The organism is Carnobacterium gallinarum DSM 4847 (assembly GCF_000744375.1).
GTDB lineage: Bacteria > Bacillota > Bacilli > Lactobacillales > Carnobacteriaceae > Carnobacterium > Carnobacterium gallinarum.
In genome coordinates this window covers 1415072-1430496 of record NZ_JQLU01000005.1, presented here as the reverse complement: position 1 = coordinate 1430496, position 15425 = coordinate 1415072, and the positions used below count along the sequence as shown (strand labels likewise).

General features: G+C 34.4%; 16 protein-coding genes and 1 other annotated feature. Of the genes, 3 read left to right on the top strand and 13 right to left on the bottom strand.

Annotated features, from left to right (window positions below; translation table 11 throughout):
• Positions 1-7: 7 nt before the first annotated feature.
• From BR43_RS11350 to BR43_RS11340, 3 genes are all read right to left on the bottom strand, one after another.
• Positions 8-1060, bottom strand: coding sequence for a CDP-glycerol glycerophosphotransferase family protein (locus BR43_RS11350; protein WP_169741051.1), 1053 nt, complete (start codon positions 1058-1060; stop codon positions 8-10).
• Positions 1061-1723: 663 nt separating this feature from the next.
• Complete coding sequence (locus tag BR43_RS11345) at positions 1724-2050, bottom strand: YerC/YecD family TrpR-related protein (RefSeq protein WP_034562072.1); 327 nt, start codon at positions 2048-2050, stop codon at positions 1724-1726.
• A 130-nt stretch (positions 2051-2180) separates the two neighbouring features.
• Entirely contained in the window at positions 2181-2915 is a 735-nt protein-coding gene (locus BR43_RS11340) for a class I SAM-dependent methyltransferase (protein ID WP_034562071.1), read from the bottom strand.
• Positions 2916-3160: 245 nt separating this feature from the next.
• Positions 3161-3387 (top strand) — a binding site (T-box leader).
• A gap of 64 nt (positions 3388-3451) precedes the next feature.
• Here BR43_RS11340 and tyrS point away from each other — a divergent pair.
• Both tyrS and BR43_RS11330 read left to right on the top strand, forming a co-directional pair.
• Positions 3452-4711, top strand: coding sequence for a tyrosine--tRNA ligase (tyrS, locus tag BR43_RS11335; RefSeq protein WP_034562070.1), 1260 nt, complete (start codon positions 3452-3454; stop codon positions 4709-4711).
• A 78-nt stretch (positions 4712-4789) separates the two neighbouring features.
• Positions 4790-5278 carry a GNAT family N-acetyltransferase gene (locus BR43_RS11330; protein ID WP_034562069.1) on the top strand — a complete coding sequence of 163 codons (489 nt, stop codon included), beginning with the start codon at positions 4790-4792 and terminating at the stop codon, positions 5276-5278.
• 817 nt (positions 5279-6095) lie between these two features.
• On the opposite strand, the gene BR43_RS11325 is transcribed toward BR43_RS11330, so the two are convergent.
• The 10 genes from BR43_RS11325 to BR43_RS11285 all read right to left on the bottom strand — a co-directional run bounded on the left by BR43_RS11325 (position 6096) and on the right by BR43_RS11285 (position 14264).
• Positions 6096-7817 carry a Na/Pi cotransporter family protein gene (locus BR43_RS11325; RefSeq protein WP_034562068.1) on the bottom strand — a complete coding sequence of 574 codons (1722 nt, stop codon included), beginning with the start codon at positions 7815-7817 and terminating at the stop codon, positions 6096-6098.
• Between the two features lie 326 nt (positions 7818-8143).
• The gene (locus tag BR43_RS11320; RefSeq protein ID WP_034562067.1) at positions 8144-8461 is read right to left on the bottom strand and encodes an AzlD domain-containing protein; all 318 of its coding nucleotides are present in this window, start codon (positions 8459-8461) and stop codon (positions 8144-8146) included.
• The gene (locus BR43_RS11315; protein WP_034562066.1) at positions 8454-9218 is read right to left on the bottom strand and encodes an AzlC family ABC transporter permease; all 765 of its coding nucleotides are present in this window, start codon (positions 9216-9218) and stop codon (positions 8454-8456) included. The genes BR43_RS11320 and BR43_RS11315 overlap by 8 nt, the downstream gene beginning before the upstream one ends.
• A 156-nt stretch (positions 9219-9374) precedes the next feature.
• Positions 9375-9791 (bottom strand): hypothetical protein, encoded by a 417-nt coding sequence (locus BR43_RS11310; protein WP_034562065.1) that lies wholly within the window; start codon positions 9789-9791, stop codon positions 9375-9377.
• A gap of 182 nt (positions 9792-9973) precedes the next feature.
• Positions 9974-11206, bottom strand: a complete 1233-nt coding sequence (locus BR43_RS11305; RefSeq protein ID WP_034562064.1) for a peptidase U32 family protein — start codon at positions 11204-11206, stop codon at positions 9974-9976.
• 21 nt (positions 11207-11227) lie between these two features.
• Positions 11228-12148 carry a peptidase U32 family protein gene (locus tag BR43_RS11300; protein WP_034562063.1) on the bottom strand — a complete coding sequence of 307 codons (921 nt, stop codon included), beginning with the start codon at positions 12146-12148 and terminating at the stop codon, positions 11228-11230.
• A gap of 354 nt (positions 12149-12502) precedes the next feature.
• Complete coding sequence (locus tag BR43_RS20200) at positions 12503-12670, bottom strand: hypothetical protein (protein WP_169741050.1); 168 nt, start codon at positions 12668-12670, stop codon at positions 12503-12505.
• A gap of 24 nt (positions 12671-12694) precedes the next feature.
• Positions 12695-12928 (bottom strand): hypothetical protein, encoded by a 234-nt coding sequence (locus BR43_RS19170; protein WP_051933928.1) that lies wholly within the window; start codon positions 12926-12928, stop codon positions 12695-12697.
• A gap of 257 nt (positions 12929-13185) precedes the next feature.
• Entirely contained in the window at positions 13186-13698 is a 513-nt protein-coding gene (locus tag BR43_RS11290) for a methylated-DNA--[protein]-cysteine S-methyltransferase (protein ID WP_034562062.1), read from the bottom strand.
• Positions 13695-14264 (bottom strand): bifunctional transcriptional activator/DNA repair enzyme AdaA, encoded by a 570-nt coding sequence (locus BR43_RS11285; RefSeq protein ID WP_034562061.1) that lies wholly within the window; start codon positions 14262-14264, stop codon positions 13695-13697. The genes BR43_RS11290 and BR43_RS11285 overlap by 4 nt, the downstream gene beginning before the upstream one ends.
• 206 nt (positions 14265-14470) lie before the next feature.
• Between BR43_RS11285 and BR43_RS11280 the strand changes: the two genes are divergently transcribed.
• The gene (locus BR43_RS11280) at positions 14471-15370 is read left to right on the top strand and encodes a DNA-3-methyladenine glycosylase family protein (RefSeq protein ID WP_034562060.1); all 900 of its coding nucleotides are present in this window, start codon (positions 14471-14473) and stop codon (positions 15368-15370) included.
• The last annotated feature ends 55 nt before the right edge of the window (positions 15371-15425 follow it).

Sequence of the window (15425 nt, the reverse complement as noted above, 5' to 3'; positions counted from 1 at the left end):
GAATCACTCACCTCTTTTGATCTAACACTTTAATATAGCTCAACAATCTTTCTTGCGCTTTCCCATCATTGTATTTATTCCATTTAGCGGCAAAAAGAGTATAGCGATCTTGATAGACTGTAGCATCAAACGATTTCAAAACCTGCTCTAACTCCTCTATAGTCTCTGTTTTTGGACCAATTTTTTCTAAAAAAAACTGAGACTGAATACCAGGATTTTCTTGATAGCGTACAAAATCAGGACAATAAAAAATGACACTCGCTTGTTTATTGTGTAAGACATAGTCAAAAACTACTCCTGAATAATCAGTTATCAACAGACAACTTTGACTAAATACATTCGATAAAAAATCAAATGTTATCTTAACGTTATTAGGTAAACGGACATCTGAGCTTTTTAGTTTTAACGTTGGATGTAACCTAATTAAAAAATTTTTTTCAGGGAATTTTCCAAAAACGCTGATGGCTTGATCAATAATTTCCTTTAAACTCTTCCAATCTGACCGAAATGTCGGCATATAAAGAATCGTCGTGCCACTATTTTTGTTTGTGTTATTAATAAGTGTGTCTGTTCTGGGGATTCCTAAGGGGAGAATAACTTGCGGGTTTAATCGATAACTGCGTAGAACTATTTTTGCCATTTCATCTGAACCAACAACTACATTGGTAAAACTATCATAGACTTTTTGAAATCTTCTTTGATCACTGAGACTTCGTTGCTGAGTGTCACTAGCTTCCCAACCAAATTTTTTGATTGCACCATTTGCATGCCAAAGTTGGATTACATATTGTGTTGCTTTCTTTGATAACACCAATTCAGGGAAATAATTGTCTACTAGTATAATTTTTGCATTCTTAAAAAAGGAAATGCCATTGAATAATAATAAAAAGGACTTGCGGTATGGATAAATTCGGACACCTTTTTTTTCAAGTTTTTTTGCGTATTCATAAGTATTCATCGTGTAAAAAAGGACTAATTCTTCTTTATATTCTTTGCTTAATGTTTCTATCAATTCTCCATCATTGTTTGCAAAACTCATCATATAAACGATTTTAGCCAACTTTAATTTAGAGATAGGTATTATTCCTAATAAAAAAAGATAAATTTCTTTCAGTAGTATCAACCTCCTATTCTTATTTCCTAATTATAGCATACATGTTATTGTAAACGGTTGAAAAACAACCTATTATATACTCTTTTTAATTATTCTCATTTTACAAACAATTCAACAATCTAAGTGATAGACTATTTATTTCTTAAAAAAAGTTTCGCTTGATAGAATAAAACATCATTAGTAAAATTTAAAATACTTGTTATATTATTCATTCATGCTCATTATTTAATTTAAATTTTCCTTTTTAATTTTTGCTAAATTAAATGACGACAAAAAAAGTCCCTAATTCTGATTAAATTAAATAACAAGGCTATCTATCCATTTTCACGTAAAAAATATACTCACAGTTATCAGGAAAACAAATAAACGTTATCTACGAATTCTATCTTTTTATTTATTAGAACTATTACATTTTTCGTTTCATACTTTTTTGCTTGAAAACACCTGATTATTCACATATTTAACATTCATTTTTTTTTAATAGTTTCATACGTGATTAAAAAATGATGTGTAAAAAAAATATTTTTTTCATTTTACAAAGTAAAAAACTACTCTTAAAAGACAGTTTTCCAACTTGGTCTTTAAAAGTAGTTTCTATTTTAGAATAGTTTAGTCTGTTTCTTCTTCTTCCGTAACGTCCATTTTAGTAGCTGCAATTCGTTTGAATAACATATCATACGAATCGTTTCCATCGAATAAAGAACGTTTTACTCGAGCAATTGTCGCTGTACTTGCATGAGTTTCCTTTTCAATCACACTGTATGTCTTCTTTTCATATAACATTTTTGCTACTTGATAACGTTGCACCATCGTTTTTATTTCATTAAGTGTTAGTAAATCATCGAAAAACGCTAAGCAATCTTCTTTTGATTCTAATGCCAAAATACCATCAAAAAATTGGTCTAACATTTGATCGCGTATTTTATCTATCTGCAAAATCAAAACCCCTTCCAGAAACTTATCTTCTTACCCCTCTTTGTTCCGCAATACTCTTGGTGATTATATCAAATTATCTCTTAAAAGTCATGATATTCTATTAATAAAACCATAAAGGATAAGACGCTTACTATTTTTTCTTAGCTGCAATTAATAACATCATTGGTCTACGTAGTTCGTCTCTCATTCCCGGAACTGTATCTAACATTCTTTCATCTGGCAAGGGTTCAACAATTTGTGTAATCTCAAATCCATTTAAAAGCAAAGTATTTAAGTAAGTAGTCATTGTTTTATGATATTTCACTACTTCTTCACCTAAGAAGATGCTTGTTCTTTGAGATTCCATAAAATAACGATCCACCGGCCAATTCAAACTATTTCCAGCTTCATCATACGTCCAATCTTGTCGCCCTTCCGCAGTAAAAATCGGATGCTCTACTGAGAAGACAAAATCTCCACCAGTAACTAGGCAATTTGCAACATGTCGACAAATTTCTTCAAAGGATTCTAAGTAATGAAAAGCCAATGAACTTAAGACTACATCGAATTGATTTTTTGAATAATCAAACTCACCAATCCCTTGTTGACTATATTGAATTCTACTAGAAGTGGTTTTCTTTTTAGCTTCGGCAATCATTTTTTCTGACAAATCTATTCCAATAACGGAACTGGCACCATGTTCTTCTGCATAAATACAGTGCCAGCCAAATCCACAACCTAAGTCTAATACTCGTTTGTCTTTAAAATCAGGCATTAATTTTTCAAAAGCATGCCATTCTCCCGCACCAGCTAATCCTTTAATAGATCGATCCATCTGACTGTATTGTTCAAAAAAAGCGGAATTGTCATATTTATTTTCTTCCATGTAGCTTCCTCCTACTCCCGTGCTTATTGCCACTATTATAACAAAAAAATAGCGCTATATTCGCGAATTGTTACTTCCTTCTCATTTTAAATTAAATTTTAAAAAAATAATTTTTCTTTTGTCCTTTAAAGTGCTGAATATGACTTGTTTTCATAAAGTTTTTTCATGCTCAGTCCTTCTCATAAATAAATTTGGTAGTTGACAAAGATTTTTTATTGGCTTATACTTTGGTCAATCTCATAAATAAATTGACTATGAACGAGCGCAGTAGCAGGTTGTCCCTGTTTTTAGAGAGCTAGAGTTTGGTGAGATCTAGCACATACAACTATTCGCGAAGTACACTCTGGAGTCCCTTGACTAACCTCAAGCGTTTAACTATCGATATCTAGTTATGAGTGGTATTCTACGTTTCAAGCATTTATAGTTGAGCGGAATACAATTTGGGTGGTAACACGGTGAATTCGTCCCTATGAAATCAACATTAGTTGGTTTTATAGGGCTTTTTGTTTTCTAATATATAGAAGGAGTGAGGAAAAATGAACATTATTGATGAATTACAATGGCGCGATGCCATTAACCAACAAACAGACGCTGAAGGCTTAAGAGAGCTTGTAAATACAAAGAGTATTTCTCTATATTGTGGAGTAGATCCGACTGGCGATAGTATGCATATCGGTCACTTGATTCCCTTTATGATGATGAAAAGATTTCAATTAGCTGGTCACCATCCTTACATCTTAATCGGTGGCGCAACTGGAACAATCGGCGATCCAAGTGGTCGTACATCAGAACGTCAATTACAAACAATGGAACAAGTTCAACAAAACGTAGATGCCTTAACGGCTCAAATGCAAAATTTATTTGATTTTGGTGGTAATGATGATGTCACAATGGTAAACAACTACGATTGGACACATGATTTAACATTACTTGATTTCTTACGTGATTTTGGTAAAAACTTCAATATTAATACAATGTTAGCGAAAGATATCGTCTCAAGTCGTTTAGATACTGGGATTTCATTTACTGAGTTTACTTACCAAATCCTACAATCAATGGACTACTTGCACCTTTTCAAAAATCATGATGTGCAATTACAAATTGGTGGTGCCGATCAATGGGGCAATATCACTGCTGGATTAGATTTAATTCGTAAAAAAGAAGGCTCTGAAGCAAAAGCCTTTGGTTTAACAATTCCATTGATGCTAAAAGCTGATGGTACTAAATTTGGTAAAACTGCTGGTGGCGCAATCTGGTTAGATCCTGAAAAAACAACACCATTTGAATTCTACCAATTCTGGTTAAACCAAGATGATCGTGATGTTGTGAGATACTTGAAATTCTTCACTTTCTTAACACAAGAAGAAATTACAGCATTAGCTGAAAAAGTTGAAACTGAACCTCACAAACGTGAAGCTCAAAAAACACTTGCTAGCGAAATGACGAACTTTGTTCATGGTAAAGAAGCGTTAGAAGAATCTGAAAAAATTACTGCTGCTTTATTTACCGGGGATGTTAAGAACTTAACTGCTGATGAAATCGAAGAAGGCTTTAGAAATATGCCAACTTTTGAAGCACCTAAAGAAGAAAAAAATATTGTTGATTGGTTAGTTGATTTAGGAATTGAACCTTCAAAACGTCAAGCTCGTGAAGATATCACGAATGGTGCCATTTCTATGAATGGTGAAAAAGTTGAAGATGTAGAAGCTGTTGCTTCTCCAAAAAATTCATTTGATGAACGCTTTATCTTAATTCGTAAAGGTAAGAAAAATTACTCATTAGTTAAATTAGTTTAATTGAAGAAACAATCTGAAAATGTGGTAGAACTTCTTCTGCCACATTTTCTTTCTATAGAATAAGGGGGATTTTGACTGATGCAACTAAAAAAAGCACGGACTCAAGAAGATGCTGAGCTGCTTCATACATTAGCTAGAGAAATCTGGGAAGAACACTACACGTCAATTATTGGTGCTGAACAAGTGGAATATATGCTGACTAATTTACAATCGTCTGAAAAAATCTATCAAGATTTACAAAACGGACTGGATTATTTCTTGATTGATCTTAATGGAAAATGGGCGGGTTATACAGGTTTTCAACTATTCCCTGATTATTTATTTTTAAGCAAGCTCTATATTCGTTCTAGCTTCAGACAACACGGATTAGGGAAAGCTGTTTTCGCTAAAGTCCAAAAAGCAGCAAGAGAAAATCAAGTAGCTACTATTCAGCTAACGGTTAATAAATATAATGCCAAATCAATTGCAGCCTATGAGCGAATGGGCTTTAAAACCATCAAAGAACAAGTTGCGGATATTGGTGGCGGCTATATTATGGACGATTATGTTATGGAATTTAAACTTTAAATAACTAAAAAAGAGGGAACGTAAATTTTTGATTTTACGTCCCCCTCTTTTTATAGAATAAACAAAACTAATAGTATTCCGATGATTATTACTAAAACTGATTGTCTATCCTTTTGTTGACAATCCTATATTGGGTGGCAACGTCTTTTGTGTATAAGATTGAAAATAAAGTTGAATCAGAATTAGAAAAACTAATTTTGATCACATACAGCAATGTGACTAAATACGTTATTCTGAATAAAAATAAGACAATGGTTTTTTGATTTTTAGTATTCGTTTAGTTCACACACACTTTTCCGATTTGTACTTATTCAGCCTACCATTTCTATTGAGTATTTATAAATATCGACCTAATACATATAGTCTCTTTTTTAAAGCTGGAACTTCACAATTTTTTATACCAGACATCACACTTTCTTCATAAATCTTCGTTATACTAAGTTTATACCTCATAAATACAATATAAAAAGTAAAAAACAAAATTACAGCATCGTCTGTAATTGGTAATAGACTACCTCCATTTTAGCTTTGAGTAGCTTTAGTGGTTTTTTTATTTGCTTTAAACTATCTAATTTAAAAAAGATTTTTAAATCTAAATAAAAGATGCACTACAATAGATTCAGAAATCTATTGCGACAATTTTTTTAATTTCATGATAGAAATACTATTGAATCAAATTGAAGATGCTTTCTACTTAAAATCTAATTTAGTATACTGTATTCTAACTATCAAAGCGCTCTCTTGCATAAACGCAAAAAAACTTCTATCAGGATTTTAAAAGCCAGAATAGAAGTTTATATTTTTAATGACCGTTTTTTTATTGCTGAATAATCGGATTTACCGACTGTTCTATTGAGATAGTCTCTGTTCCATAGCGTTCACCTAGAACATACTTAGCAATATGAATTGTGCGGTCACTCATTCTTTCTAGATTGGAAGCCGTATCGATAAATAAAACACCGTCAGCTGCTCGACCTTTCCCACTATTCATAATTGAAATATATTTCTTCCTAAGCAGTTTTACCATCTGATCAATCTGTTCTTCGCGCTCCAACATATATGCAGCCATTTCTTGATCATCATTTTCAAAAGCAATTAAGGAATCTCGAATATTTTTTAAAACTTTTTCAAATAAATCGACCAAATCTTCATCATATAGAATTACAGTATCACGATGAGAAATTTTTCCTTCTTTTTTATCTTTTGCCTTTTGTTTCTTCTCAAGCTTGATGGCTTCGTTAATATTTTGTGTAATATTTCGACAATGATCGCCAATCCGTTCTAAATCTTTTGTTAACTCTAGCATCATGGTCTGTTCATGACTTTCTGAAATCGTTAATTCCGTCGCGGATAGTTTAACAAGATATTCTGTTAAACGATTATCCATATCATTAATAGCATTCTCGTATTGATTGGCATTTTCCATATCCATGTCATCTTGTTTTTCATAATAGGCCTTCGTTGATTCAAATGCCCCCATGACATACTCACCCATTTGCAACAACTCAATCTTAGCTTGGCTTAAGGCTAAAACAGGTGAACTTTGAATAATTGCTTCATTTAAATTAGACGCTTTAAATTCAATACTTTTATCTTTTCCTGGTACAATTTTTCTCACCAATAATTCGATTTTATCAATGAACCAGAATTGAATGAGTAAGTTTGAAACGTTAAATAAACCGTGGGCTACCGCGATTTGCATTGCTGGATTTAACTGAAATAAATTGGCAATACTTACCACAACCGCAGTAAAAGGTGTTAATAATAATGTGAAAATAATTGCACCAACTAGATTGAAAACAACATGTGAGGCAGCCGTACGTTTAGCCGCAACACTAGCCCCTAGCGATGCAATAACCGCTGTAATCGTCGTTCCAATATTATCTCCAAATAAAATCGGCAACACCGCACCCATCGCTAAACTTCCTTGGCTATATAATTGCTGTAAAATCCCAATAGTCGCACTGGAACTCTGCAAAACCATAGTCAATAGTGTCCCAATTCCTACACCTAAAATTGGAAAATGAGAAACCTCAATCATTAATTTTGAGAATTGTGGCAACTGACTTAGTGGTGCCATTCCAGCTCCCATTAGCTTCAATCCATAGAATAAGCAACCAAAACCAAATAGAATCTGACCAATATTGTTTACCTTCTCTCTTTTTGAAAAGAAAAGTAAAATCGAACCGATTCCAATAATAGGCAAAGCATAATTACCTAGATTAAATCCAATAATAAACGCGGTCACCGTTGTTCCAACATTTGCTCCCATAATAACGCCGATTGCCTGGCGCAACGACATAAACCCAACACTAACTAATCCAACGGTTAAGACGGTTGTCCCCGAACTGCTTTGAATAATAGCGGTTACAATCAAACCAGCTAAAACGGCTCTTAGTGGCGTGGATGTGAAGGTATTTAGAATTTCTTTTAAAGAATCTCCTGCTGACTTCTGTAGGCCATCCCCCATATATTTCATTCCAAATAAAAAAATTCCTAAACCGCCTAAAAATGGAAATAAGATTTCTTGATAAGACACAAATTAATCCTCCTTGAATAATAAGTAGTTAAACTGACTAACTCTTGATGATCTCTTGAAAAGATAATCACCATTGCTTCATCGTTATTAGAGATAACCGATACTGTCTCTTTATTTTTTTACTTTGATACTCTTTTTATCTTTCACTATAATTATATCCAATATCTAATAAAATAGACAGTTAAAAATTATTTTTTATACCTCCCTGCAATTATCGCACCTCTCGTAAAAAAAGATATCAATTGAAAGTTACTATCAAATACCCATCTATATAAACAAAAGAGCTGATTATCACTATTCCGATAATCAGCTCTTTTGCTATTCAATTAAAAAACAAATGACAATAAGATAATCGAACCCAATCCCGCAATTACAGAAAGGCCCATTGATTTAGTTTTATACGCTACGCCCATAACAATAACCGCAGCAATAATTTTCATATTCGCTAACAAGCTCAGCTGATGTTCGACAATAAAAACATCTTTAAAAAATAAAGCTGCAAATAAAGCTGCTGGTACATATTTCATCCAATCTTGAAACCATTGAGGAATCTCACGTTTAGAAAAATACATCATTGGCACCACTCGTGGTAAATAGGACACAGCTGACATGCCTAGAATTAAAAGTAAAAATTGATTATTCATGAGTAGTGGGAACCTCCGTTTCAAAAGGCTTACTATCCCGTAACATCGGCTTTTCAGGAAGTTTGGTTAACTTTATTTTTTTCTCAATAAAATAACCAGTTAGGGAAGCAATCACTGTAGCTAAGATTAAACCAATTGTGCTTTGAAAAAGCAACATCGTTACGACTGATAGTACACCTGAAAATAGTCCAACAAAGATAATCAGTTTATTTTGTAACTGCATGGTAAACATATAAATAAACATTGCCGTTAAAGCAAAATCAACTATATGTGTTTCTAAAGGAATCACTGAACCTAGCATCGTTCCAGCAACATTACTCAGCAACCATGAGGCTAAAGAATAACGATTCACCATTAATGCTTTACGACTAGTCCAATTTTTATCAGTTGAAAATTTTAAGTAATTGACAGCATAATTTTCATCATTAATCGTTCGAGTAAAAATGGAAATAAAGCCCTTTTTCTCTTTTTTTATAAAGGTCGATAAACTCGAACTCAATAAGATATAGCGTAATTCTAAAAACAAGGTCATTAAGATAATCGAGGCAATCGGCGTTGCATCAACTAACATAGCGGCCGCTAAAAACTGGGCTCCGCCAGAAAAGACAAAAAACGAGATAAGTGCAGTATAAAAGCCATTAAATCCGACTTTTTGTAGCAGTACACCGCAAGCCAGTCCAACTGGGATATAGCTTAAGCAAAGGGGCAACGCTACTTTTAGCGTTTCCTGCCAGATTGCATGATTCTTCTTTAACATGTGACAATCCTCCATTTAGCATTAGCAAACAATGCTACAAGTATAACATAATTAAAATAAAATCAATGCTTTTTTTTTAGTAAATGAGGAAATATTTATTTAAAAAAAGCTAAAACCAATTGGGTTAAATTCCCTTCTTGATTTTAGCCTACCTATTTATAAAATACCATCCTCAGTTTGATTTGTACTTTTATTCGTGGAAGTGCCTGTTGTATTTTTATTCTTACTTGTAGAAGAATCGTCATCGGTTAAGGTTCCATCCTCTTGATTTTCACTAGCTCCACTAGTAACATCTGGTCGTTCAGGCGGTGTCTCTCCATTATTTGGACTTCCACCTTGGTGCATATTTCCGTTTGTTTGTTGGGCTTCGTTGGTATTTGGAGTATTGTATTTTCCTGTATTCATACCTGATACTTGATAACCTCCAAGAAAGCCAATCAGTAGAAAAGTCAGACTAAATCCAACTATTTTTTGGTTTAGTTTCGTCCACCATGATTGCTTTTTAGGTTGGTTTGGTACAGAATATATCGGTGTTTCCTCGGCTTGTATTGTTTCTTGATGTTCTTCGTCCATTTGCTGTCAGCTCCTAAAGTTTAGTAGATTTCTTAACTTACCTAGAACTATACACTGGCTAACTTAAAAGAAACTTAAAGACAAAAAAATTGATTGTAGAATAAAGTTACATATTATTTAACAAATAAAAACTAAAAAATGACTGAATTTCTGCCCTGTTCACAGAAACTCAGTCATTTTTATTAACGTAATTTACGAATCATATCGTAACGTTTAACCGGTGTAGTTACTTTTGTTTTGACTGTCATCATGGCATTAGGCGCGCGATCGATAGGTTCATCGTCTTCATTCCATAAGACATCAATGACTTGGTGAGAATGAGTAAACCCGGGACCGTAGAACTCAACATCGTCGCCAACACCAAAGTTATTGCGTTGTTGGATAGTAGCAATCTGAGTTTCTGGATCGTACTCTAAAACCTGACCAATAAAACCATATGCCGGAATCTTGCGACGTTTGCCGAATAATTGTTCATCTTCCGTTGGGACACCATAATAAAACCCAGTAGAAAGCTCACGTTGCGCCACTTTCCATAGCTCATCTTCCCACTCTTGTCTAAAGACATAATTATCAGGATCCGCGCAATACGTATCAATTGCTTGACGATATACATTTGACACTGTAGAAACGTAATGAATTGATTTCATTCGTCCTTCAATCTTCAAGCTATCAACACCGTTCTCAACTAATTCAGGGATGTGGTGAATCATGGACATATCTACTGCGCTCATTGAAAATTCTTCCAACGGTTGTCCGCCAACCAAGGATTCACGCTCACCTGAAATTGGCATATCGAATAAATCATACTTCCAACGACAAGATTGCGAACAACCACCACGATTGGCATCTCTTTGAGACATATGATTGGATAACACACAACGTCCTGAATAAGAAATACACATCGCTCCATGAATAAAGGCTTCAATCTCAACTTCAGTCTTTTCACGAATTTCTTTCACTTCATCCATGCCAACTTCACGAGCTAACACAACTCGTTCTAAACCTTCATTACGCCAAAATTCCAACGTTTGATAGTTTGTTGCTGAAGCTTGGGTTGATAAATGAATGGGTAAACCTGGTGCTTCCATCGCACAAGTTTCAATCAAAGCTGGATCTGATACGATTACCGCACTAATTCCTAGATCACGTAAGGTTCTAAAGAATTCACCAGCTCCAATTTCATTTCCTTCATGGGTCACCATATTTGCCGCAACGTACACTTTAGCATCGTATTTTTTAGCAAAGGCGACACCTTCACGCATCTCATCAAAGCTGAAATTACCAGCGCGACTTCTTAAGCCATAGGCATCTCCACCAATATAAACTGCATCGGCTCCATAATGGATAGCCGTTTTTAATTTTTCTAACGTTCCAGCGGGTGCTAAAACTTCTGGTTTTTTTAGTATTGTTCTCATGATTTTAGTTTGCTCCTTCAATTATTTAACATCATCTGGATCCATGACAAAAAATCCTTCATCTAATTCACGATTAGCCGGGTGTAAGTCAATTACTTGTTGAGTGAATTGCTCCATCAACTCTGGCGACCATGTTCCTGCTAACAACGCTTCTTTTGCTGCTATAAAAATCTTGGCAATCTCTACAAAATTCTCACCTGCTGTAAAAATCCCATCTAATTTCCATTGAGTTAAGCCAAGTTCTTGCAACTTTTCTAACTCTGGCAATAAGTTTAAGTCATTCGTAGCAAAGATATGTGTGCCATTTAAATCTTCATAAATCGAATAATGTGTCTCTGTTTTTTTCGGTTCAGAAATAAACAGACCTCGCTCTTTAGATGTGTCTTCTGGTTTTTCAATAAAGTTAAAATAATTTTCAACAAGTAGACGTTTTGATTGATGGATACAAGTGGCTCCATAAACTAAAATCTCCATCGGTACTTCGACTTTTGGTGCCATAATTTTTAATTCATCATAAGGCAATTCACGCGCTAAAACAGCTCCTGCTGCACCACGCTTCACCCAAAAATTCACTTGCTTGGCACTAGTTACCATGATTTGAGCATCATAGACATACGGTAAATCCAATTCTAACGACTTCAATACATGAATCGCTCCGGGATCCCCAATAGCCACTCGATCCACACCAATCTGCGCCAATTCTTGTAAATAAGGACCAACAAAATCAATCCGGTCATTGTGTAAAATCGCATTGACCGCTACACAAATCGCTGCGCCTTCTTGATGGGCATACTCGGTTATTTCCTTAATATCTTCTAGCGTAAAGGATCCCGGCAAACGCAATCCATAAAAATCCTCACCTAGATAAATCGTATTCACTCCTGCTTCAATTAAAGCCTTTGCTTGGTTCATTGATTCAGCTGTTGCAATCAGTTCAATCATTTAAACCTTCCTCTCTGTTTACAAATCCTTCTTAACGGACTGTTTTTTTCACAAACTTAATTAACGAAAAAATGCGTTAACCTCGTAAGTATTTTTCACTTTAAAAACGACAAATATTCATGATAATAATTTAAATTTCACAAAGATAAGTATCCCTTAAAATCCTACCACAGTATTGCTTAACTGCCAACTATTTTTATGAAAAAGTGAGATTTCAGTTAATTTTGTGACAATTTATACATTTTATCAAATACAGCTAGTTTACTCCTTCTTCTATTATTATGCAAAATAAAAAAACAAAACTGAGTATGTAGTGACCAAAAAAATTTTGGAACAGAATAAATAGCCCAAACCTTATGGAGTAACATCTAAAACATCTTTATAAAGTAAATCGTATACTGTAGCATCAGGACCAAATAAAACTACATCGTCAGAAAATCTCAATCCTTCTATTTTTTCATTTCCTTTTCCGTAAGATAATATAGCATAGTCTAACTTTTTCAATACTTCATAAACTAACATTGAAAATTCATATTGAAGTTTTGACTATGCTTCCTCAGAATCTCCAGACAACGATGGTACCATCTGTTCACTATCTTGATTTTCTCCCTCTTTCCAAATCTCTTTGTCCTCGTGAAAAGAATCAGTCACTTCTTGGAAAATAGTGGCAACATCCTCTTTCTTGCGATAATGTTCTGTAAAAGCACGTCTATTATCATCTAATTGCTCCGTAATCTTTCTTAGTTCATACGTTGCTTCTTCTACAGTTCTATTTTTCATTTGACTTTATCTCCCAATTCTGTAGGAGTCATTAAATTTTCTAATTCTTTATTCATCACCTCAAAATCGCTTGCGACACTATGAATATTTGTTTTTCAGCTAAATTCTTCCTTCAACATTTTCCATTTAAATCGTTTTGTATAACTTTCATCTTAAATTCTGTACTATATTTTTCCATACAAAAAGACCTCCAAAAATTAGATTTTTTAAGTCTAACTTTTGAGGATCGATACAGTATTCTTATCCTTTTCGCTTAATTAACTGCCTTTCTCTAAGCCTAACAAGTCTTTTTTCATCGCTAATCCACCCCGATAGCCTGTGAGCTTTCGATTTTTTCCTAATACACGATGACAGGGAATTAAGATCAAAACGGGATTGGCTCCGATAGCCGTACCAACAGCTCGAACAGCGTCTGGTCGCTCAATCTTTATAGCAATTTCTGAATAGGTTACCGTTTGCCCATATGGAATTTCAGTCAACGCACGCCAAACCTCTTCTTGAAAAACTGTTCCTTGAACATCTAACGGTAAATCAACGGATTGTTGTTCTCCCTGTAAATAGTTGGCTAACATTTCAAAATAAAGCGTTAATTTGCTAGCCTCTCTAATCAAATCGCTAGCGGGTCGTTTTCGTGCTATCCAATTTTCCAGTTCTGTAATTTCGCCATAGTTGCTACCAATAAAACAAATACCTGTGTCTGTTGCCGCCACAATCAATTGCCATTTTGGCAAAGTTAGCTGCTCCCAATAAATCTGATTCTCTTGCTTCATAGACCTGACTCCTCTCTAATTACGCGTTGGCGATAGTGGTTCGGTGTTTCGCCAACGACTTTTTTAAATAATGTAGCAAATTGTCCACTATTGGGAATTCCTACCTGTTCTGCAATTTTTGAAATGGAAACCGTACTTTCCTTCAATAAATATTGTGCTTGTTGAATTCTAATGTGATGCAAATACTCCAACGGTGTGGTTCCTGTTTGTCGCTTAAATACTCGATGTAGATGATACTGACTTCCATGACATTCTTCCGCAATTTTTTCTAAGGTGATTGACTGGTTATAATTGTTTTCTAAATACGCCTTAATCTGAAAGGTCCATTCATCATCTGGAACTTTTTCTCCGCCAGATTTGCATCTTTTACATGCTCTAAATCCTGCCGCAAGTGCTTCCTCTTTTGAGTGAAACAACTCAACATTTTCACGTTTTGGAGCTCTAGATTTACAGGAAGGACGACAAAATATTTTAGTAGTTCGGACGCCATAAAAAAATTGACCATCGTATGTTGCATTATTAGTAATGACACCTTGCCATTGTTCATCCGTCAAATTATTTCCCACTTAATCACTCCTTTTAACGACGACTTGTATACCAACAGTATACTTGTAAATTCTATTAAAAAAAAGAATGCACGGCTATAAAAGCAAGATTTGAAAAGAAACGACATAGATGAATTTTGTATACTAAGACTAAGGTATACCTGAAAACTACACGAGCGACTGTTTTCAGATACACCCTCAGAAAATTTTCAAAGGAGATTTAGTGTATGGAAGAAACCACATTAATTCAGATTCATTTGCCTCAAGAGTTTGATTATCAGATCAATTTATCCTACTTAATGAGTGAAACAAATGAATGCTTATATCGTATTGAGAATCAAACTATTCGTAGAATAATTCCTACAAGTACAGGACCTGTCTTAGTAGCTATCGCTTATCATGAAGCCCATTTATTACAAGTCACTTCATTGAATCCAGAGAAGACACTAAAAAATCCTACAGAAATTATTGACTATCTGCAACAGTGGTTTGATTTAAAAACTAATTTAGCTCCCTTTTACACTCTGGCAAAACAGGACACTTTGCTTCAAGAACCTACTGAGAGATTTTATGGGTTACGATTGATTGGTATTCCTGATTTATTTGAAGCCTTGGCTTGGGGTATAATTGGACAGCAAATTAATTTAACCTTTGCGTACACATTAAAACAACGATTTATTCAACAATATGGGACTTCGTTAAACTTTGGTGGGCAACTCTATTGGGCCTTTCCAACTGCTGAAAAAATTGCAAAATTGCTCCCTTCTGACTTGGCTTCATTACAGCTATCTAGTCGAAAAAGTGACTATCTAATTGGTGTTGCAAATCTGATTGCTTCAGGAGAATTATCAAAAGAAAAACTTTTAAGTCTTGCTGATTTCCAATCCTGTGAAAGAAATTTGATTAAGATTCGTGGCATTGGACCTTGGACTGCTAATTATGTTTTAATGCGGTGTCTGCGTTTCCCAAATGCCTTTCCAGTTGATGATATCGGCCTTATAAATGCGATTAAATTTAGTCTAAATTTGCCTGATAAGCCTACTAAAACAACTATTCTTCATTACGCTAAAGCTTGGACAAATTGGGAAGCCTACGCAACATTTTATCTCTGGCGTTTGCTTTATTAAACCAACTTAATTTATCGCAATATAAAGAGACCTCCAAAAGCTAGTTTTGGAGGTC